This window comes from Paenibacillus sonchi, from assembly GCF_016772475.1.
GTDB lineage: Bacteria > Bacillota > Bacilli > Paenibacillales > Paenibacillaceae > Paenibacillus_AQ > Paenibacillus_AQ sonchi.
In genome coordinates, this window is record NZ_CP068595.1 from 163,411 (window position 1) to 183,094 (window position 19,684).

General features: G+C 53.0%; 17 protein-coding genes, 1 other RNA gene and 1 pseudogene. 4 read left to right on the top strand and 15 right to left on the bottom strand.

Features of this window, described 5'->3' with window-relative positions:
- Positions 1–760 precede the first annotated feature (760 nt).
- Positions 761–2,092, bottom strand: a complete 1,332-nt coding sequence (locus JI735_RS00805; protein WP_039837004.1) for a PhoH family protein — start codon at positions 2,090–2,092, stop codon at positions 761–763.
- Between the two features lie 105 nt (positions 2,093–2,197).
- Between JI735_RS00805 and JI735_RS00810 the strand changes: the two genes are divergently transcribed.
- On the top strand, positions 2,198–2,770 hold the full coding sequence (locus JI735_RS00810) for a YhcN/YlaJ family sporulation lipoprotein (RefSeq protein WP_039837003.1): 573 nt from the start codon (positions 2,198–2,200) through the stop codon (positions 2,768–2,770).
- A 124-nt stretch (positions 2,771–2,894) separates the two neighbouring features.
- Here the strand turns inward: JI735_RS00810 and JI735_RS00815 are convergent.
- From JI735_RS00815 to JI735_RS00840, 6 genes and pseudogenes are all read right to left on the bottom strand, one after another.
- A pseudogene (locus tag JI735_RS00815) lies at positions 2,895–3,349 on the bottom strand (PNPOx family protein).
- Positions 3,350–3,419: 70 nt separating this feature from the next.
- Entirely contained in the window at positions 3,420–4,508 is a 1,089-nt protein-coding gene (locus tag JI735_RS00820) for an LCP family protein (RefSeq protein WP_039837001.1), read from the bottom strand.
- 84 nt (positions 4,509–4,592) lie between these two features.
- Entirely contained in the window at positions 4,593–4,889 is a 297-nt protein-coding gene (locus tag JI735_RS00825) for a YlaH-like family protein (RefSeq protein WP_039837000.1), read from the bottom strand.
- Positions 4,890–5,082: 193 nt separating this feature from the next.
- Complete coding sequence (typA, locus tag JI735_RS00830) at positions 5,083–6,927, bottom strand: translational GTPase TypA (RefSeq protein ID WP_039836999.1); 1,845 nt, start codon at positions 6,925–6,927, stop codon at positions 5,083–5,085.
- A gap of 252 nt (positions 6,928–7,179) precedes the next feature.
- Positions 7,180–7,692, bottom strand: a complete 513-nt coding sequence (locus JI735_RS00835) for a hypothetical protein (protein ID WP_020426890.1) — start codon at positions 7,690–7,692, stop codon at positions 7,180–7,182.
- Positions 7,693–7,894: 202 nt separating this feature from the next.
- Positions 7,895–8,554 (bottom strand): TerC family protein, encoded by a 660-nt coding sequence (locus JI735_RS00840; RefSeq protein ID WP_039836998.1) that lies wholly within the window; start codon positions 8,552–8,554, stop codon positions 7,895–7,897.
- Positions 8,555–8,716: 162 nt separating this feature from the next.
- Between JI735_RS00840 and JI735_RS00845 the strand changes: the two genes are divergently transcribed.
- A complete protein-coding gene (locus JI735_RS00845; RefSeq protein ID WP_039836997.1) occupies positions 8,717–9,418 on the top strand; it encodes a TerC family protein in 702 nt (233 codons plus the stop codon).
- 18 nt (positions 9,419–9,436) lie between these two features.
- On the opposite strand, the gene thiI is transcribed toward JI735_RS00845, so the two are convergent.
- The 6 genes from thiI to JI735_RS00875 form a co-directional block, all read right to left on the bottom strand.
- Positions 9,437–10,663 carry a tRNA uracil 4-sulfurtransferase ThiI gene (thiI, locus tag JI735_RS00850; protein WP_051052012.1) on the bottom strand — a complete coding sequence of 409 codons (1,227 nt, stop codon included), beginning with the start codon at positions 10,661–10,663 and terminating at the stop codon, positions 9,437–9,439.
- Between the two features lie 75 nt (positions 10,664–10,738).
- Complete coding sequence (locus JI735_RS00855) at positions 10,739–11,890, bottom strand: cysteine desulfurase family protein (RefSeq protein ID WP_039836996.1); 1,152 nt, start codon at positions 11,888–11,890, stop codon at positions 10,739–10,741.
- Between the two features lie 138 nt (positions 11,891–12,028).
- Positions 12,029–12,739, bottom strand: a complete 711-nt coding sequence (locus JI735_RS00860; RefSeq protein WP_039836995.1) for a lytic transglycosylase domain-containing protein — start codon at positions 12,737–12,739, stop codon at positions 12,029–12,031.
- A gap of 264 nt (positions 12,740–13,003) precedes the next feature.
- A complete protein-coding gene (locus tag JI735_RS00865; RefSeq protein WP_039836994.1) occupies positions 13,004–13,405 on the bottom strand; it encodes a hypothetical protein in 402 nt (133 codons plus the stop codon).
- Between the two features lie 11 nt (positions 13,406–13,416).
- Positions 13,417–13,707, bottom strand: coding sequence for a DUF1540 domain-containing protein (locus JI735_RS00870; RefSeq protein ID WP_202676933.1), 291 nt, complete (start codon positions 13,705–13,707; stop codon positions 13,417–13,419).
- 100 nt (positions 13,708–13,807) lie between these two features.
- A complete protein-coding gene (locus JI735_RS00875; protein ID WP_020426394.1) occupies positions 13,808–14,305 on the bottom strand; it encodes a YpuI family protein in 498 nt (165 codons plus the stop codon).
- Positions 14,306–14,513: 208 nt separating this feature from the next.
- On the opposite strand from JI735_RS00875, the gene JI735_RS00880 reads away from it, so the two are divergent.
- A complete protein-coding gene (locus JI735_RS00880; RefSeq protein ID WP_039836993.1) occupies positions 14,514–16,403 on the top strand; it encodes a S8 family peptidase in 1,890 nt (629 codons plus the stop codon).
- On the opposite strand, the gene pdxR is transcribed toward JI735_RS00880, so the two are convergent.
- The gene (gene pdxR, locus JI735_RS00885; RefSeq protein ID WP_039836992.1) at positions 16,397–17,839 is read right to left on the bottom strand and encodes a MocR-like pyridoxine biosynthesis transcription factor PdxR; all 1,443 of its coding nucleotides are present in this window, start codon (positions 17,837–17,839) and stop codon (positions 16,397–16,399) included. The genes JI735_RS00880 and pdxR overlap by 7 nt on opposite strands.
- Before the next feature lie 93 nt (positions 17,840–17,932).
- On the opposite strand from pdxR, the gene JI735_RS00890 reads away from it, so the two are divergent.
- Positions 17,933–19,168 (top strand): aminotransferase-like domain-containing protein, encoded by a 1,236-nt coding sequence (locus JI735_RS00890; protein ID WP_202676934.1) that lies wholly within the window; start codon positions 17,933–17,935, stop codon positions 19,166–19,168.
- Between the two features lie 93 nt (positions 19,169–19,261).
- Here the strand turns inward: JI735_RS00890 and rnpB are convergent.
- Positions 19,262–19,677, bottom strand: an RNA gene (rnpB, locus tag JI735_RS00895) — RNase P RNA component class A.
- Positions 19,678–19,684: the final 7 nt, after the last annotated feature.

Here is a 19,684-nt window from a genome sequence, read left to right on the forward strand (position 1 = left end):
ATAACTCGTCTTCCCCATTTTACCAGAAGCTTCTCCGCTTGTCTGCCGGGTTGAAAACGTTTTCTTTCTATTATATAGGTGTGAACGGCGACGGCTATTGATTCTGCTGGAGAGCCTGGACGCTGCGCGTGCGGATTATTCTTCCGATCGCTGTTGTCCCCGGATTTTTTGGATTGGATATAACGGTAGAAATCCGGGGACAAAGGCGAACGCTGCCGCTTCTCCAGACCAATTCCGCTCTCTCCGCTAACGGCTCCCCTGATTATCCCCCCTCGCCGTTCCTTGGGGGCGGCAAAAGAAACAGCCGGGAGTGCTCTCCCGGCTGTTTGCGGTAAACCAGATCGCCTGCAGGCTTGAGATAGCCTGCAAACCAACATACAACTTATATACTGGGATATGCCGCCAGCAATCTATTGCACTTTGTACACTCAAATTTGCAAAAATCTGCCCCATTTTGATTTCTATTGCACTTTGTACACTAGATTTCCCGGATTTAACCCAAAGAGGGCGTATTTCTTAAAATCTGTTGCACGAAATACAGCAGATTTCGTTGAGACAGCTATTTCTCCCTCATTCTGTTGTACTTAGTGCAATCACACTAACCTTGGTTCTAGTTACGACTAAGTTTAGCGACTGAGTTAGAGCGCTGTGCTGGAACACCTATGCTGGAGCGACCGTTCTGGATTAGCTATGCTAGAGCGGCTGAGCCGGCCGGTTGTATCTACACGGGTGGATCTGGCTCTATAAGGCAAGCCTGCAACTACAGCAGATCGGCGGCCAGCTGGGCCAGGTGCGAACGCTCGCCCTTTTCAAGGGTGATGTGGCCGCTGATGCCCTGCTGCTTGAACTTCTCCACGATGTAGCTGAGCCCGTTGCTTGCGGCATCGAGATAAGGATGGTCAATTTGCTCCGGGTCGCCCATGAGGATCACTTTACTGCCTTCCCCGGCCCGGGAGACAATGGTCTTCACCTCATGGCGGGACAGGTTCTGGGCCTCATCGATGATGATGAATTGCGACGGGATCGAACGTCCGCGGATATAGGTGAGGGCCTCCACCTGAATGCTGCCCAGCCCCATCAAGATTTTATCGATATCGCCGGACTTTTTCGTATCGAACAGAAATTCCAGATTATCATAAATCGGCTGCATCCATGGACGCAGCTTCTCGTCCTTCTCACCCGGCAGGTACCCGATATCCTTCCCCATCGGAACGACCGGACGGGCGATCAGCAGTTTCTTGTACTTATGCTCGTCTTCCACCTTGAACAGTCCGGCAGCCAGGGCCAGCAAGGTTTTGCCCGTTCCCGCTTTGCCGGTGATGGTCACCAGCGGAATATCATCATTCAGCAGCAGTTCCAGCGCCATCCGCTGCTGGGCGTTGCGGGCACTGATTCCCCATACCGCATCATTTCCGAGATAGAGCGGCTCCAGGCGGGAGGCGTCGCTGTTCACCTTGAGCAGAGCCGACTTGCCGGTGCCGATCTCATCCTTCATGATAACGAACTCATGCGGGTACAGCGGGTAAGACAAGGCCAATTGTTTGACGGATAAAAAACGGTGGCTGTAATATTCATCAATCAGCGAAGGATGTACCATCAGCGACTGATACCCTGCGTACAGCTCGTTCAAATCACCGGTGCGGTCAGACAGATAATCCTCCGGTGTAATGCCAAGCACATCCGCCTTGATGCGGACGAGCACATCTTTACTCACGAGTACCACAGGTCTCGGTTCTGCCTTATCATTCTCCTCATGAAGATAATTAAGCGCGACAGCCAAAATCCGGTTGTCATTGGACACTTCACCGAACATTTCCTGTACCTTAACGAAGCTGCGGTGGTTAAGCTCTACCTTCAGCGTGCCTCCATGCTCGAGTCCCACACCGCTATGCAGGTGGCCCAGTTCACGAAGTCCGTCTAATAAGCGCGACACGGTGCGGGCGTTGCGGCCGATTTCATCGGCATTACGCTTCTTGGAGTCGATTTCTTCCAGGACTACAGCCGGAATGATAACTTCATGCTCCTTGAAAGCAAAAATCGAATTGGGGTCGTGCAGAAGCACGTTGGTGTCTAGTACAAATATCTTTTTCATGTTATCCCCTCCACAGCGCCTGGTTTGATTGATCATACATAACTCCACTCAGCAAGGGCAAGCTAAGATAAAACCTGATCCATTGGCTGAAAGGAGTACGCACATATGAGAAAATCAATGTGTCTGTTGCTGGTACTGCTGCTGCTGACAAGCTGCGGTATCGCTAATAAAGCGTCATCACCCTCTCCTCAGGATAAACAATCGGCAAAAGCTTTGAGCAGCCAGGGGAACCGCGAAGTGCGGAATTTGGCAGATGGACGTGATGCAGGCCTTGTGCCCCAATCACAGCCCGGACACCCTTATGACGCTCGAGATGTAAGCGATGTTGCGCTCAAAGACCATTTTGAGCAATTGGCCAGCAGAGTTCCCGGTGTAAAGGGCGCTCACTGTGTGGTCATGAATAACGTTGCCGTAGTTGGTATTGATGTTGACGGAACACTTACCCGGTCCCGGGTAGGAAACATCAAATATTCTGTGGCTGAAGCCATCCGCAAGGACCCGAGAGGTGTAAAAGCGCTTGTCACCGCCGACATGGATATCTCCAGCAGACTTGCTGAAATGGGACGCCACATCAGCAAAGGGAACCCGGTATCCGGTTTCGCCTCCGAGATGGCCGACATTATCGGCCGCATTATACCACAGCTTCCGGGGGATACCATGCCTCGGGGCAACCAGTAACCAGAACCTCTGGCTATGCAGCAACGGCTAAGCCATTCTTCAAAAGGCATCCGTTCCCGCGAATAAGGATGATTGGATAGAAGAAAAATACATCCTTATTGTTAAAAAAAGCCTAGTGAGATCATCACTGGGCTTTTTGCATGGCAGCAAACACCTGTCCGTCCAGCTTCTCAGCCGCACGTGCATCGTATACCTTAGCATATTTTGGGCGGACTCCAGCTGAGCGCCATAGAACAGCGCATTGCGGACCGCTTCAATTTCAACATCAAAACAGCACATTTTGAACGGAACATCGGGCAGCGGGTCCTGCCTCACCAAAGCGTGCCCGTTAATCGCATGTACGGTTCCCTCGCCAAAGACCGTTATGGTCACGAGCGGATTCACCTTCATATTGTTCACAAGTCTGGAGCGGTGGTCCACCGCAAGACGCACTATAGAAGGGCTCACTGCATAGATCCAGGAAATAGCGGTGGACGTAGGCCCGCCGGATTCCGCATCCACAGTGTTCAGCAGAACAAAAGTCTCTGACTGCAGCATGGTTAGCAGGGTTTCATTAAGCTGTGCAACGGCTTCGGACATAAGTACAGGCCCCCTATGACGCTTGAATGCATTCAATTTATTATATTATAGCACATGCCCGAACTTGCATTCAATTTTGGGAAGCAGCCGTGCCGCCGGGTGCAGCACCCGCAATCCGGTCATGCAGGCTCTGCTTCGCAGCCTCAAGCTCTTTATCATTAATATATACATATGGACTGCGCCAGGTTCCGGTCACCGGCTTGAATTCAATATTCTCCTTGGATATTTTCCAATAGGCAGAGATAATATTTTTGATCTGCGCATTTTCGATATCCGTCTTCATGTTGTCATCCAACGCATCCAGCACTTTGCCAATCTTCAGAACGCCGCCCAGGGACTGCATCTGTCCGACTAATGAATTCAGCACTTCATTCTGGCGTTTGTTGCGGTCAAAGTCATCGGACGCCTTCGTCTTGGGCCTGCAGTTCGACTTGCGGTAGCGCACATAATCGAGGGCATCATCGCCATCCAGCCGGGCCGGGCCCTTGGTCAGGTTGATATCCGTACCATCCACACTATCGGTATAGCACATATTCTCACTGATATTAACATCTACGCCGCCCAGTTCATCCACAACATCACGGAAGCCCTGAAAATCAAGCACGGTCGCATAATCTACGTCGATATCCAGATACTTGCCCATCATCGTCTTCATTTCGTCCTCGGCAAGAATACCTGAAGTCTTCTCCTTGCTCTTGAAGCGGGCGTAAAATTCATTGATTTTGGTCTTCTTGTATCCGCTAAGCTCCACATATGTGTCACGGGGAAGTGAGACCACTGTAGCGGACTGGGTTGTGGGATTGAGGGCCGCAACCATAATGACATCTGTCAGATTGGATCGATGTTTGGGCCGGTTGTCCGTCCCCAAGAGCAGCATGGTGATGGGCTTCTCTGCAGCGGAATGGCCAGCCTGAACCGGCTTATCCACGCCAAAGCTTCCATGATCAAACTTCCAATACAGATACCCTGCATATCCCAGCACGGCCAGAATGGCAATGATCAGAAGGGTTAATACCATTTTCCCCGTTCTCGCCAATGCTCCGCGTTTCTTGACTTGTTTCTTCTTCTGTACGGTTCTGGCCGCGCTGTTCGGCTGCGGTCTGCCATTTCTCTGGTTCCCGCCGGATCTTGGCGGCAAACTGCCTTTACTTGTACTCATAATGGAATAAGTCCTTTTCGTTTTCAACTGGTATTAGATGGATTGCTCTCTCTATTAGACGAAATCAAGCTGCAAAAGTTGCGGTTACTGCCGTTTGCCCGCTGCCGCCGCCTTGCGTTTCTGCCGGGCCTCCACCATGTAGCGGACTCTCACCAGCAGCATAAGGCCAACAGCCACCAGCAGGCATTGAATAATCGGCAGCTTGTCATGCTGGAAGATAAGCAGCATTCCGGAGCCGAGCGCCATCATTACATAGAGGACAATCTCCTTGCCGATCGGCAGCTTTTGATTCACTCGGAAAACACGGTTGTACACATAAGTCAGCAAAATAAAAATGACAATATAAGCCACAATAGGATGCTCTGCGAACCAGTTCTGCACAGCTCGTCACTCCCTCCGGGAATAAGTTCGCTTACATTATATCATCCGCCGGGACATTATACCGCAATTAATCCTTAGAATTTGAGATATCCGCCTCAGGCAAAAAAGAACAGCCGCCGGATATCATCCGGCGGCTTATATGAGCATAGAATCGGTTTATGCTCCAAAAGAAAACATCCCTGCACCCAGAAACTTAGGCTTGGCTGGCTTGCGCCGCTTTGCGCTGCTTTTCTACACGTTCGCGTTCGCCCTTGTTCAGGATTTTTTTACGCAAACGGACAGATTTAGGCGTGATTTCGCAATATTCATCATCGTTCAGGTACTCAAGCGCACCCTCCAGTGAGAACAGGCGGGGCGTCTTCATCTTTACAGTTTCATCCTTCGTCGCAGAGCGGACGTTAGTCAGCGCTTTTTCCTTGCAGATGTTGACGATAATGTCATTATCGCGGGTATGCTCGCCTACGATCATACCTTCGTAAATTTCAGTACCTGGCTCCAGGAAGAGGATACCGCGGTCTTCAACACCCATCATGCCGTAGAATGTGGTTGTTCCGGTCTCGCTCGATACCAGCACGCCTTGATGGCGTCCGCCAACCTGTCCGCCAATCAGAGGAGCGTAGCTGTCAAAGGCGTGGTTCATTACACCATAGCCGCGTGTCAGCGTCAGGAAGTACGTGTTGTAACCGATCAGGCCGCGTGCCGGGATCAGGAACTCCAGACGCACCTGTCCGGTCCCGTGATTGATCATGTTGACCATTTCCGCTTTGCGGGTACCCAGGCTCTCCATTACGGCGCCCATGCTTTCTTCCGGAATATCAATCATCAGACGCTCAAGCGGCTCCATTTTGACACCATCGATTTCCTTAACGATAACCTCTGGCTTGGATACCTGCATTTCGTAGCCTTCACGGCGCATATTCTCAATCAGAATCCCCAGGTGAAGCTCACCGCGTCCGGACACGATGAATGCGTCAGGGCTGTCTGTTTCCAGCACACGCAAGCTCACATCGGTTTCCAGTTCTTTGAAGAGGCGTTCACGCAGTTTGCGGGAAGTTACCCATTTACCTTCTTTGCCGGCAAACGGACTGTTGTTCACGAGGAACGTCATTTGCATCGTCGGCTCATCAATCTTCAGAACAGGCAGCGCTTCAGGATTCTGCGGATCAGCAATCGTTTCACCGATGTTGATATCCTTGATCCCGGCAATCGCCACGATGTCTCCCGCGCCCGCTTCCTCGGTTTCCACCCGCTTCAGGCCCTGGAAGCCAAAAAGCTTCTCAATGCGGGCTGTTTTGCTTTTGCCGTCACGCATGATGACGGTAACGGATTGGCCTTGCTTGATCACACCGCGGTTCACACGTCCGATCGCGATGCGTCCCAGGTATTCGTTATAGTCCATCAAAGTAACAAGGAACTGCAGCGGCTCGTCCACTTTTTCAGTTGGAGCAGGGATATGCTCGGTAATGGTTTCATAAAGGGCAAGCATGTTATCGTCCTGCTTCTCAGGGTCCATGCTGGAAGTGCCGTTCAATGCGGAAGCATACACAACCGGGAATTCCAGCTGGTCATCACTGGCTTCCAGCTCAATGAACAGGTCCAGCACTTCATCAATAACTTCCTTCGGACGGGCTGCAGGACGGTCAATCTTGTTCACGACAACGATAGGTGTCAAGTGCTGCTCCAGCGCTTTGCGCAGAACGAATTTCGTTTGCGGCATGCAGCCTTCATAAGCATCAACAACCAGCAGTACACCGTCAACCATCTTCATGATGCGTTCCACTTCACCGCCGAAGTCGGCGTGTCCCGGGGTATCTACAATGTTAATCAGGAACTCTTTATAGGTAATAGCTGTATTTTTGGCTAGGATGGTAATTCCGCGTTCCCGCTCCAGATCGTTCGAGTCCATGGCCCGTTCTTGAAGGTGCTCGTGCGCACTGAAAATCCCGGACTGCTGCAGAAGCTGATCGACGAGTGTTGTCTTGCCATGGTCAACGTGGGCAATGATCGCAATATTGCGGATATCTTTTCTTGAATGCATGATTTGTATCCAAATCCTCTCATTTATCAAATTAAAAATGTTTAAATTTATAGCTTGTCGCGGCAGTCTCACAAAAGAAGCGCCAGGCAGAAAGCCGACGCTTCAACATATCCTTAATATTATAGTGAAAGCACTATGAAAAGCAAGTCTTTTTATGAAAAAACGTTTTCCAGCTCCGTTGAATTTTGCTAAAGTTGCATTCGGGCAAACTTCCGGACCACTTTTGGTTAAATTACATACGGAATGGCTGGCTTACCAGCCTCCGTTCCACTTCTTGCGGCCCCCCGGTTTGCCGCGTCCGAAGATCAGCCAAGCTCCTGCTGCAATCAGTATAGCCCCCAGTACATAGAGCGCTCCCGTTCCAAGCATGCTGAAGACCAGCAGCACAACGCTAAGCAGGCCCAGAATGACGGCTGTTGTGGTAAGTCCGCCGTTTCGCCCCGGGGAATAGAGTGAATATTCGTATAGTCCGACAGCGATGCCCAGCAGCAGCAGCGGCCACAGATGAGACATTAGTCCCCAGCCCCAGGTATTGCACAAGCCCAGAAGCAGTCCGTATACGGTCAGAATCCCGGCGGGCAGCAGCACCGATGCCGGAGCCCGGCGGCTGAAGAAAAGCACATGCAGGAACAGGCCGGGTACCAGAATCACAAGCGGCCACAACGCCCGTCCGAGAAATCCGAACACCCCCAGCTTTCCGAACAGAATCACTATGCCGGCGGCGAGGATAAATATACCCAGTTTCGCATCGTTTTTGGAAGACATATGTCACTCATCCCTTCAAAAATTCACGTCTTTTCGCTCAGCCCCGTCACTGAACCACATAAGCACATGACAGGATTCTCTCTATATTTTATCTGAAAAACAAATAAAACACCATCATTCTTCTTTGTTTTCGGCAGCCATGCCAAAGAGGCTGGGCCAAAGCTGCTGCAGCTCTGGTTCAGCCTCCATTTTTTGCCGGATTTTATTTTGCCGATAAAGGCCTGCGCTTGAATACGCCCGACAAAACCACGATGATTCCAAGCAGCAGCGGCAGCAGCGAATGAAGGGAAGGCAGCAGGAAGGAAATCACCGCACCAAACTTGGCGTCCTGAAGCAGCATATCCCCCGCCGTGTAGGCGAGGATATAGGCGCCAATATAGGTCAGGACGGGAAGCCGGTGCAGCCAGCTCACAATGATTCCGCTGCCCCACACCACGATCGGAATGCTTAGGGCAATACCGATTACAACCAGAGCGAGATCGCCCTTGGCAACACCTGCGATGGCCAGCACATTATCCAGGCTCATAATAAAGTCAGCGAGCAGAATGGTGCGCACGGATTTCCATACGGTAGAGCTCTCTTCCACCCGGATATCCTCTTCTTCCTCCAGCAGCAGCTTGAACGCGATCCATAGCAGCAGTATTCCCCCGCCGGCTTCAATATAGGGGACCTTAAGCAGCAGCACTGCGGCAAAGGTGAGCAGGCAGCGCAGACCGACAGCACCGGCGGCTCCCCACCAGACCGCCATCCTGCGGTGATGCTCCGGCAGGTTTTTACTGGCCATTGCAATGACCATTGCGTTATCTCCGCTCAAAACCAGATTGATCATCAGGATCTCACCAAGCAGCAATAAAGATTCCATGGACTTCAGCCTCCCCGAACTGCATGTATTTACATGTATGTCCAAGCAGGGCAAGCTATGCTACAGTCAGTGGCTTTTTTCCAAGGGGAGGGAATGTCCGGCGCTTTTTTTGCGTATACAACACTATACCGTTCAGAAAACGCTAATAGGAGTGACCCACTCTTGAACACATCCGTTCTGGATTTCATATTGCCGCTGCTGAATATTATCTTTCTGGATCTGATTCTGGCTGGCGACAATGCCATTGTCATTGGCCTGGCTGCGCGGAACTTACAGGGGCGGACACAGAAAAAAGCAATCCTGCTGGGCACAGGCGGGGCTGTGGTACTGCGGATTATTGCCACTATTCTGGTCGTTTGGCTGCTGAAGATTCCCTGGCTGCTGTTATTCGGCGGCCTGCTGCTGATTCTGATCGCCTATAAGCTGCTGACCGGAGACAGCGGAGGGCCCAACATTCAGGCAGGCGGGACGTTATGGTCGGCGGTACGTACGATTATCATCGCTGATGCGGCCATGGGGCTGGATAATGTGATTGCGATAGCCGGAGCTGCCAACCACAATATTGCACTGGTTGTGCTGGGACTGCTGATCAGCGTGCCGATCGTAGTCTGGGGCAGCACCCTGTTCATCAAGCTGATGGGCCGGTATCCCTGGATCATCTATATCGGCTCCGCCGTGCTTGGGCTGACCGCTTCCGGCATGATTACAGAAGAAAAGCGGATTGCCCCTTTTGTGGAGGAGCATCCGCTGCTGCGCATTCTTTTTATTATTCTGGTGATTGGCGGAATCCTGGTGGCAGGGCACTGGAAACGGGTCCGGGACCACCAAAAAGCAGCACATACCGGCAGACGGGCCGGCGGATGAAAAAAAGATTTCGCAAGGTTAGAACCATTCTTCCTGCAGCCCGGCTTGCGCGGGTACCACATCGCTGGGCTTCTCATCCCCGTATGGGGTTATGGTGACCGTCTCCGTACCGGCGACCGCCGCATCCAGCAGAGCACTGTAACCAGGAAGGGTCGCTTCGATCTTGTCCACAATCCGCAGGTTAGGATTCGTAGTTGGCGATTTCGGGACAAACAGCGTGCAGCAATCCTCGTATGGGAGGATGGAAAGGTCGTAGGTGCCGACCGTTTTGGAGAGCTCCACGATTTCGCTCTTGTCCATCATCACGAGGGGCCGCAGCAGCGGAAGCGGAGTCACACGGCCAATGACGTTCATGCTGGACAGCGTCTGGCTGGCAACCTGACCCAGACTTTCGCCTGTAACGAGGGCCAGTGCCCCTTCCCGCTCAGCCAGCCGCGTGGCAATCTTCAGCATGGCCCGGCGCATCAGGGTAATAATCAGGTTATCCTGCCCAATTCCTGTAAAAGAGGTCTGCACTTCAGTAAACGGAACGAGATGCAGTCTGATGACGCCGGCATACCGGGACAATACCCGGGTCAGATCCACGACCTTTTGCCTGGCCAGCTCGCTGGTATAGGGAAAACTGTAGAAATGGACACACTCCACTTCAAGTCCCCGGCGCATGGATGACCAGCCCGCTACCGGGCTGTCAATGCCGCCGCTCAGCAGCAGCATGGCTTTGCCGTTGGTACCGAGCGGAAAACCCCCGACACCGGCGATATTTTCACAGAAAATGTACGTGTGCCCCTCGCGGATTTCAATCTTAAGTTCCATCTGCGGCGACTTCACATCCACAAGCAGCCCCGGATAGCTCTGAAGCAGCGGAGTAGAGATCAGCTTGTTCATTTCGATCGAGCCATAAGGGAAACCTTTCCATACCCGGCGCACATTCACCTTGAAGGTTGTGCCGGCCGGCGGGGCTGCTATGCGGAGGAAGTTCCGGCTGACCGATAAAATATCATCAAAGTCCGAAAGCGAAACCTTAACGGGACTTATCGAAGCAATGCCGAAAACATTGCGCAGCACACCGGCCAGCTCCTCCGCAGGCTCCCCGTTCAACTGCACGTAAATGCGGCCGAACTCCTTGCTTAAGCTCACCTTGGGAAAGGGCCTGACCATTTCCTTCACATGGCGCAGCACTGTTTTCTCAAACCGGGAACGGTTTTTCCCCTTTAAAGTAAACTCTCCGAACCGCAGCAGCAGCATGTCTGCATATTCGATGCTTCTTGTGGTGCCTGGCCCAGATCCGGCTGCGAGCCCGTTCTCTATCTCTTTCATTCGTTATTTCATGCCTCCTTCAGCTTTCTTCAATGACTGTACAGCAGCCAGCAGGGCTTGTTCAAGCAGAGCTACATCCGCTTCGGTATGAATGTCCCCCAGACTGATCCGGATGCCGCCCAGAGCCGCTTGGACGTCTCTGCCCATCGACAGCAGGACCCGGCTCGGTTCAGCAAGCCGCGAAGAACACGCGGAGCGGGTCGAGACCGTCATCCCCAGCTCCTCCAGCTTCCGCGCCAGCACTTCCCCCTTCATGCCAGGGTAGGAGAAATGGACAATATGAGGTGCGCCGTCCTCCCGGCTGTTCAGGACAAGCTCCGGCATGGCCGCAATACAATGCAGCAGCCGGTTGCGGAGCGGAATCAGCTGTCTTACCAATTCCTCCCGCCGTTCACCGCTCATGCGAACGGCCTTGGCGGAAGCGACAATTCCCGCTACATTTTCGGTTCCGGCACGGTTTCCATTTTCATGGGAGCCTCCCGTCAGCAGCGGGAACAATGCGGTTCCTTCCCGGACCACCAGTATCCCTGTGCCGCGCGGACCACGGATTTTGTGCGGCGACAGGCTATACAGCTCGGCCTGCCACTCCTTCAGCCTTGTCTCCAGTTTGCCATAACCCTGCACTCCATCGACATGAAACAGCGTCCGGCGGTTCACCGCTTTGATGCCTTGGCCAATTTCCCGCAGCGGCTGCACCGTTCCAATCTCATTATTGACATGCATGACACTCACAAGCACGGTATCCGGCCGGATGGCAGCGGCTATATCCGCCGGGTCCACAATTCCAGTGCCCCTAGGCGCGACAAAAGTTACCTCCCAGCCCAGCTCGCGCAGCTGCCGGCAGCTCTCATATACCGACGGATGCTCCAACTGTGTTGTCACAATATGCCTTCCTCTTCCCTGATACTGCAGGGCGGCGCCTTTGATGGCCAGGTTATTGCTCTCGGTGGCTCCCGAGGTAAACAAAATTTCGTGAGGCTGTACAGCAAGCGCGGCTGCACATACCTCCCGTGCGCGTGTGATGAGCCGCTCTGCTTCCATCCCGGCACGGTGCAGGGAAGAAGGGTTGGCATAATGCAGCCTCATAATTTGTTCCACCGTCTGCACGACCTCATCATACGGCGGGGCAGCAGCAGCGTAATCCCAATAAAGCATATATCGGAAGTCTCCTTTGCGTCTTCTGCTTGTTCATTTCTGCGGGAATCCTCCTGCTTCATCCCAAATGGCGAAAAAGGACCAAACGGTCCTCTGCCACCTCTGTGGTTAAAGGGTATACCCGTTTGATCCTTTTTATTATACCGCGTATTTGGCGCGGGCGCGTTCTATTTTGCTGATATAGGCCTGTGTTTCTTCCGGAAGCTGCGACAGATTGGCGAGCAGCTCCAGATCAGTGCTTACTCCCAGCTTGTTCACCCGTCCGGGACCCGCATTGTATGCGGCAAGCGCCATGTTCTCCTGCCCATTATACCGTTTCAGCTGATAAGACAGATAACGCACTCCGCCGTCGATGCTCTGCGCCGGATCAAAGGGATCGGATACGCCCAATCCATTCGCTGTTCCATCCATCAGCTGCATGAGCCCTTTGGCTCCGGCTGAAGAAACAACATTGGGATTAAAGGAAGATTCCGTGTCGATTACGGCCTTGATCAGGTCAACGGGAACTCCGTATTTCGCGCTGGCACTTTGAATCAGCTCTTCATAATCCGTAGGTATGGTCTCCGTTATTTCCCCGGAAATGGCGTTGTAGGCTTCCTCCATCCCTCCAAGCTGCTGCCACAACAGTCCGCTTAGGGCAGAGCTGTCAAGCGAAGCTGATGAGCTGCCAGGGTTTCCGCTGGCATTCTGGAGCGCCAGCTCCTGCAGGAGTGCGGCAAATTCTGCCGATGAGCTTCCTGTCACTTCCGGTTTTGCGTTATCCGTCCCGTTGTTAACTTGGGTGGAACTTCGCAGATTAATCCATTTCAGCTGCCCGGTCCCGGCTCCAGCTGCGGGGTTGATCACCATGCTGAGCATTCCTTCTTTCAGAGGTTGTTTTTATATGTTTATAGTGAACTGATCTTGACATTTGATTTTGGGGTTATTGGTCGTGACTGCGGGGAATGTTTGGACCCAAGTTCAATTCATCACCAATTAAAATTTAAAATACGCCTTTATTTTACAATTTTTTCAGAGCAATTGCTATATACGGACACGCAAAAACAGACTTCAGACCTGCATAGATAGGTCTGAAAGCCTGTTTTGAATCTGGATTTACGGTTGTTAAGGCTTCTAGCGGGCAAATGGAATCATGACAAAATAGCTGAGTGTGGAGACAATCCCCAGTCCCATGGCCCAGGCACCGGCTGTTTTTTGCCCTCTGGCATATGCATAATAGCCAAGGACTGCAGCAATGGGTCCCATAATAATCGACCAGATAAACAAAGAAACTACTCCAAAGCCTAAGCCTACATAACCAATAGAGCGGCTTTCAGTGCTGGTTCCTGTTTCCGTATTAGCTTCTGCCCCATTGATTTGTCCCCTGTGCACATGACTGGGCAGCGGGCTGATTTCAGCGGCGTATTCCTCATTATGCGCTTTGTCCCGGCGGGGGTAATCTACACGGCGTGGACGCAGGACAATTTTTCTGCGCTGATAGCGGTCCAGATTGGAGTCATCACTTTGCTTGTCCATGGCGCGTCCTCCTAATCGTTAGGCTTGAACGTCAGACAACAGGTAGCGGAGGAATTACCGGCATAATCGTGATGGCCCCGCTCAGTCATTTCTTCGGCATATTCTTCCTTGAAGGCGTTACCCGAATGCTTGTCGATCTCGATGAGTATTTCGTCTGCACGGCACAAGTTCTGTTCTCCCCAATAATGACAGTTGCTCACACTGCATTTCACAAGCGTTTTTGCGGTTGTCATAGTTATCACCTCGGCTTCATTATGTCCGCTGTAAGCGCACCCTATGCTGCACAAGGGTTTCCAATTCATCTTCACAGCTCCCTTGGGGGTGATAAGCAAAAAAAAGACCGCACCTGCCCTAACTAAACGGCAAATGCGATCTTCTGGAAACGGAGCAGCTTAACTCAGATTATACCTGATTCTGCATGCGTTTTTCGGTCAGATAGTCATTCTCATAATAACTGAGGTCATCCCGCAGTTCTTCATAAACCTTGGTAATATCCAAAATAATGTCCCGTGCCGGGCGGACCGGCTTTTTGCGGAAACGGATCGCATCCTGGCCCGTGTAGGCATAACGTCCGTCTTCCGAATAACTTTCATTTTTGGGATAAAAGAAGTTGTTTACACCAAAGTGGTATACGTTATAAAGGGCTTTTTGCGCAAACGCATCATCAAAAGTGGCACGGCGCAGGGCAACCCCAAGTTTCTCATATGACATTTCCGAGAACACCAGCAAATGGCGGAGATCGGACAAAAAGCCCTGATAAAAGAGCAGCGTTTCCTCATCTTCCTCCGTGACCAGCTGCGGCAGCGCATGCTGATTCAGGAATATTTCCATTTTTCCGATTACGGATTTAAGCTTTTCTCTCGTCGTTTCACACAATTTCTGCACATTGGCTGCTGACATGGCGATTGCTCCCCCTTATTAGTCCTAGCTCTTGTAGTTGTAATCCATACAATCACAGCGAGGCATTTCCAAGTGCTTTTACATCGTAAGCACTTACTTTCTGATATTAACATAAAACCTTGGACGACGGTATCCTTTTCTGAAATGCATAAAACCTGCGCTCTCTCCTAAACCTACAGCTATACCATGCCATAAAGGAGCGGAAAATATGTCACGCAAAAATGCAATGATAGCCGGTTTGATCACCGCCGCTTTTACTATAGCCGTGTTCACGTACACACTTCGGCCGGATGGGGGCCCTGCGCTGAGACAAGCCTCCGTACCGAACCCGCAGCAGGAAAAAACAATTAAAAAAACAGCCCTTACCCAGGATGTCAGCTCCACCGACCGTCTGAACAGAACAGATGTCAGCAAGCATCTGCGGACCATGTTATCCGAGACGGACGGCAAAACGCCCGAGGATATTTCAGCATATGCCAAACAGCTGCAGCAGGGACACGGACATATTGCCATGCTGATGTGGATTGATTTCCGCACGAAGCAGTCCAGCACGTTCAAGTCATCTTTTCCCGAAGGAAGCGACCAGGAGAATAAAAGGCTGCTGAAGTACCTGAACACCGCAAAAACGGCCATCCAGAGGCATCAGAGCTATGAATCTCCTTCCTTTATCATCGGAAATAAAAAATATTATTTCACAGCCCAGCGCGACCGGGAGGGACATTATGGTGTCATTGCCCTGATTAATCAGAGGATTCTCGACCGGGTGGCCGAGCATCAGCTCAAAAACCTGCGGCTGATCCCCTATCCGAAGGAAGGAAAATACCGGGTGGAATCCATTCATGCCGATACCCTGAAGGAGCTTACCGTCAAGACCGGCCACGATAATGAGAATGCCAGCCATTATTACGAAAATGAGATCGTCGTCCGCTTCAAAAACGGCCATCCCACCGCAGGGCAGCTGCAGACCATCGCCGCCGATATCCGCTCCAAGGAGCCGCGCAAGCTGGGCTACGCCTACATTTTCCGCTCCGGGAAGATGAATTACACACAGCTGAAAGCTTATTTTGACCAGAAGTGGCACCCGCAATATACTGAACCCCACTATATGTATTTAACCAATGATACCGCGGACGAAAATACCGGGGCTGCAGTAATTACACCAAATGATCTGCTGTTCTCCACTTACCAATGGAATCTGCCGGCTATCGAAACCGAACAGGGCTGGAATCTGTCCAAAGGCAGCAAAGAGGTCATTGTAGCAGTGGTGGATACCGGTGTGCAGGCCAATCATCCTGACCTCAAAGGCCAGCTGCTTGCCGGATATAATGCGATTACGAACACCTCGCCGCCTAATGATGACGTAGGCCACGGCACCCATGTTGCCGGAATTATCGGTGCACTGACCAATAACGGGGAAGGTGTGGCCGGCATCAGCTGGTACAACAAGATCCTTCCGGTAAAAGCGCTCGACAACTCGGGGGCAGGAACCACCTACTCCGTTGCCGAAGGGATCATCTGGGCGGCTGACAAAGGCGCCAAAGTCATTAACCTCAGTCTGGGCAATTATGCCGATTCACAGTTCCTGCATGATGCGATTAAATACGCCTACGACCGCGATGTAGTGGTTGTATCCGCTGCCGGGAATGACAACACTGAGCGTCCGGGGTACCCTGCCGCTTATCCGGAGGTCCTTGCCGTCGCAGCGACCAGCGCCAATGGCGAAAAAGCCTCCTTTTCCAATTACGGCGACTATATTGATGTTGCCGCTCCCGGGGAGAGCATCGCCAGCACCTACCCCGATAGCCAGTATGCGGCGCTGTCCGGCACCTCCATGGCCAGCCCGCATGTGGCGGCGCTGGCCGGACTGGTCCGCTCCCTGAACCCGGCTCTGACGAATAAAGAAGTGATGGCGCTGATGACCTCCAATGCTGTGGATCTTGGTGATCCCGGCCAGGACAAATATTACGGCTGGGGCCAGGTGGATATCTACAAAACGCTGCAGGCCGCAGGCGGAGGCGAGGTTCCGCTGCAGCTGTTCCCGCAGCATGTCGGCCGCCAGCTCAAAACCCTCCGGCAGAGCCTGAAGAGCAGTTATTGATTCAATGAGCGGAGGTGCTTGTCCAGGAGGATCAGGAACAGCCGCAGTCCCCGCTCCATCTCGGCTTCTGTCATTTGCGAATAGCACAGGCGGATATGCCGTGAGGGCAGATCCCCGGCGTAACACACATCGCCGGGAAGAAAAGAAATGCCCTCCTGCTCCGCCAGCTCATGCAGCTGTGCAATGCCGGAGGCGGAAGGAAGCTGCAGCCAAAGGTTCAGACCCCCTTCGGGCAGCACCCAGGTCACGCCCGGCGGGGCGTACTGCTTCAGCAGCCCGGCGGCCTTCTCCATGCGCCTCCGCAGGGCAGCACGGAGCGTACGGGCATAGTCCTCGTACTTGCGGGCAATGAACGGAAGCACCGCACCTTGCGTCAGCAGCGGACTGCCCAGATCACTGGCCGACTTGGCGGCAATCAGCCTGGACAGGATATTGCCCTCGGCTGCAACACAGGCAATCCGGAAGCCCGGGGCAATAACTTTGCTGAAGCTTTTCATATATACCACATGCCCGTCCTCATCCATCGATTTGATCGGAGGGGGTGGAGGCGTGCGGAAATAGAGGTCACTGAACGGATCATCCTCTACAATGAGACAGCGGTAGCTGCGGGCAAGCTCCAGCAGCCGCTGTCTTCTTGCCATGCTCATCGTGACACCGCTCGGATTCTGAAACGTCGGGTTCGTATAGATCAGTTTGGGCGGCCTCGCATCGCATAGCCTGGTCAGCACATCTACACGCATCCCTTCATGATCCATCGGTACAAAAATCATCTCTGCCCCTCTTCCGGCGAATACGTCAATCGCGCCGGTATAACTCGGAGCTTCCAGGTAGACGGTATCTCCGGGACCGACAAACGTCCGTGTCACCAGATCGATTCCCTGTTGTGTTCCGCTGGTAATCATCAGATCATCGGCGCTGAGGCGGATGCCGCGCGGCTGCAAATGCCTGCGCATGATTTCCCGCAGCTCCGGGTCGCCCTGGAAATTACCGTAGGATGCCATCAGTTCGGGCTGGCCTGTTACCAGTTCAGCCAAAGTTGTACCAATCGGCTCCAACGGAAGAAGTTCGCCGTGAATCGCTGCAAGATGGAACGGATACTCCACCTCAGAGTAGCCGAAATTGCGCCAGAGCTGGGCGCGCGGTAAATAATCTTCGTACCCGTCCCGCCAGTCTGCACCGTTACCGGGCCTGCTCCGCTCATGCTCCGCGACAAAGCAGCCCTTGCCCTGGCTGCATATAAGATGTCCCTTCTTCTCCAGGTCGGCGTAGGCCTTGCTCACGGTGACCTGGCTTACCTTCAGCGTAGCTGCCAGACCTCTGACAGAAGGCAGGCGGAAGCCCGGCTGCAGCAGCCCGGAAGTAATCCGCTGGGCCAGCGTGTCGCTGATCTGCTGCGGCAGAGATTTGCTGCCGCTGCGAAGCAAATCGATATGCATTTTTCCGTCCTCCCAACTGTTATATTCACCGCTTTACTGTTATACCGCTATGCCGTTATGATACAACAAAAACCAAGGCGGGGAGTACTTTTTATGAAGATAAATTTTTCTACAGCAGCGGATCATCTGGGATCTTCGGCAGTCCGTGAAATTCTGAAGGTTACCCAGGGCAAAGACATCATCTCACTGGCCGGCGGGCTTCCCGGTGAAGACCTGTTTCCAATGCAGGCTGTCCGCGATGCCTATAACAAGGCACTCTCCGCTGATACTTCAGCCCTGCAGTACGGCTTGACGGAAGGCTACCTGCCGCTGCGTGAACAGCTCGCCGCCAGGCTGACCGGGCAAGGCATTTCAGTATCCGCTTCCGATATGATTCTGACCACAGGCTCGCAGCAGGCGCTGGACCTGCTGTGCAAAGTTCTGCTCGACCCCGGCGATGCTGTGCTTGTAGAAGCCCCTACCTATCTGGCCGCGCTGCAAGTGCTCGGCTCTTACCGTGCAGATATTCATACGGTCCAGAGCGATGAGCACGGCATGCTGCCGGAGCATTTGGAAGAGCAGCTGCGCATACGGCGCCCCAAGCTGCTGTATGCCGTACCTACCTTCAATAATCCGTCCGGGGCCACCTGGAGCAGAGAACGCCGTGAACAGATTGTAGATTTATGCCGGCGCTATGATGTGCTCATTCTCGAAGACAATCCGTATGGTGAGATCACCTTCGATGAATCCCCAGGCGCTTATCCGCCTACGCTGGCAGCTATTGACCGAAGCGGCGAAGGCGAATCCTGTGTAGTCTACACAGGAACCTTCTCCAAGATTGTTGCTCCGGGAGTGCGCACCGGCTGGATCATCGGGCCCCCTGAATTGATCCGGGTGATCGCCAAAGCCAAGCAGGCTGCGGATTTGCATTCCAGCACGATTGACCAGCGGGCACTCGCTGAACTGCTGCAGACCTTTGACCTTGAAGGGCATATCCGCCTGATCTCCCGCGAATACCATTCGCGGATGAAACTGCTCTCCGGCGAACTGGCTTCCCGCCGCTGGGAAGGCACACATTTTCTTGAGCCGCGCGGCGGCATGTTCCTGTGGCTGACCCTGGCTGAACCTATTAACGCCGCACAGCTGCTTCCTTATGCCGTAGAGCAAGGGGTAGCTTTTGTACCGGGCGAGGTGTTCTATTCCGAGCAGCCGCGGAGGAATACGATGCGGCTTAATTTCACGCATACCCCTCCTGCGCTGATGCAGACTGCCGTGCAGCGGCTGGACGAAGCCCTGAAGATTTACTCGCAGAGTGAAGAACTTACGCAGCAGATATCTCAAGCAAAATAACCAGTGGCATACCTAAAAGCGGCCCTCCGAGGAGGGCCGCTGTCTTATGATTACACCAGTTCAATTCAACATTATTGCTAACAAGTTGTCAGTTAGGAAAGTTTGCCGTAAGCCGGGTTCTGTGCTCGTCGTGGTTCGAACGGGAACTACCCTCCCACCATAAGCGACAATCATCTATCTAGGCCGTACATTACTGCACAGCTCCAGCGACCAACCTAGACGCGCCTCAGGCGAAGGCTGCTTCTTCCGGTTAAGGCGAAGCTGCGTCTCATTAGGTCTTGCTCCAGATGGGGTTTACCAGGAACGAAGTCACCAGCGTTCCTCGGGGTCTCTTACACCTCGGTTCCATCCTTGCCTGTGCCGCCCGAAAGCGGCCATCGGCGGTCCATTTCTGTGGCACTATCCTTCGGCTCGCGCCGACTGGACGTTATCCAGCACCCTGCCTTGTGGAGCCCGGACTTTCCTCCCGCGGCGTCTTCACGCGCGCCGGCGATTGTCTGTCAAACTTTCCGATCA

What these genes read in the sequence shown, in the direction of transcription:
- JI735_RS00880 (WP_039836993.1), top strand. Translation starts at nt 14,514, where the DNA reads ATGTCACGCAAAAATGCAATGATAGCCGGTTTGATCACCGCCGCTTTT.
- JI735_RS00835 (WP_020426890.1), bottom strand. Translation starts at nt 7,692, where the DNA reads ATGTCTTCCAAAAACGATGCGAAACTGGGTATATTTATCCTCGCCGCC.
- thiI (WP_051052012.1), bottom strand. Translation starts at nt 10,663, where the DNA reads ATGCTGCTGCTGCGGTTCGGAGAGTTTACTTTAAAGGGGAAAAACCGT.
- JI735_RS00870 (WP_202676933.1), bottom strand. Translation starts at nt 13,707, where the DNA reads ATGAATTGGAAACCCTTGTGCAGCATAGGGTGCGCTTACAGCGGACAT.
- JI735_RS00865 (WP_039836994.1), bottom strand. Translation starts at nt 13,405, where the DNA reads ATGGACAAGCAAAGTGATGACTCCAATCTGGACCGCTATCAGCGCAGA.
- JI735_RS00875 (WP_020426394.1), bottom strand. Translation starts at nt 14,305, where the DNA reads ATGTCAGCAGCCAATGTGCAGAAATTGTGTGAAACGACGAGAGAAAAG.
- JI735_RS00805 (WP_039837004.1), bottom strand. Translation starts at nt 2,092, where the DNA reads ATGAAAAAGATATTTGTACTAGACACCAACGTGCTTCTGCACGACCCC.
- JI735_RS00820 (WP_039837001.1), bottom strand. Translation starts at nt 4,508, where the DNA reads ATGAGTACAAGTAAAGGCAGTTTGCCGCCAAGATCCGGCGGGAACCAG.
- JI735_RS00860 (WP_039836995.1), bottom strand. Translation starts at nt 12,739, where the DNA reads ATGGTGATCAACCCCGCAGCTGGAGCCGGGACCGGGCAGCTGAAATGG.
- JI735_RS00890 (WP_202676934.1), top strand. Translation starts at nt 17,933, where the DNA reads ATGAAGATAAATTTTTCTACAGCAGCGGATCATCTGGGATCTTCGGCA.
- pdxR (WP_039836992.1), bottom strand. Translation starts at nt 17,839, where the DNA reads ATGCATATCGATTTGCTTCGCAGCGGCAGCAAATCTCTGCCGCAGCAG.
- JI735_RS00810 (WP_039837003.1), top strand. Translation starts at nt 2,198, where the DNA reads ATGAGAAAATCAATGTGTCTGTTGCTGGTACTGCTGCTGCTGACAAGC.
- JI735_RS00855 (WP_039836996.1), bottom strand. Translation starts at nt 11,890, where the DNA reads ATGCTTTATTGGGATTACGCTGCTGCTGCCCCGCCGTATGATGAGGTC.
- typA (WP_039836999.1), bottom strand. Translation starts at nt 6,927, where the DNA reads ATGCATTCAAGAAAAGATATCCGCAATATTGCGATCATTGCCCACGTT.
- JI735_RS00840 (WP_039836998.1), bottom strand. Translation starts at nt 8,554, where the DNA reads ATGGAATCTTTATTGCTGCTTGGTGAGATCCTGATGATCAATCTGGTT.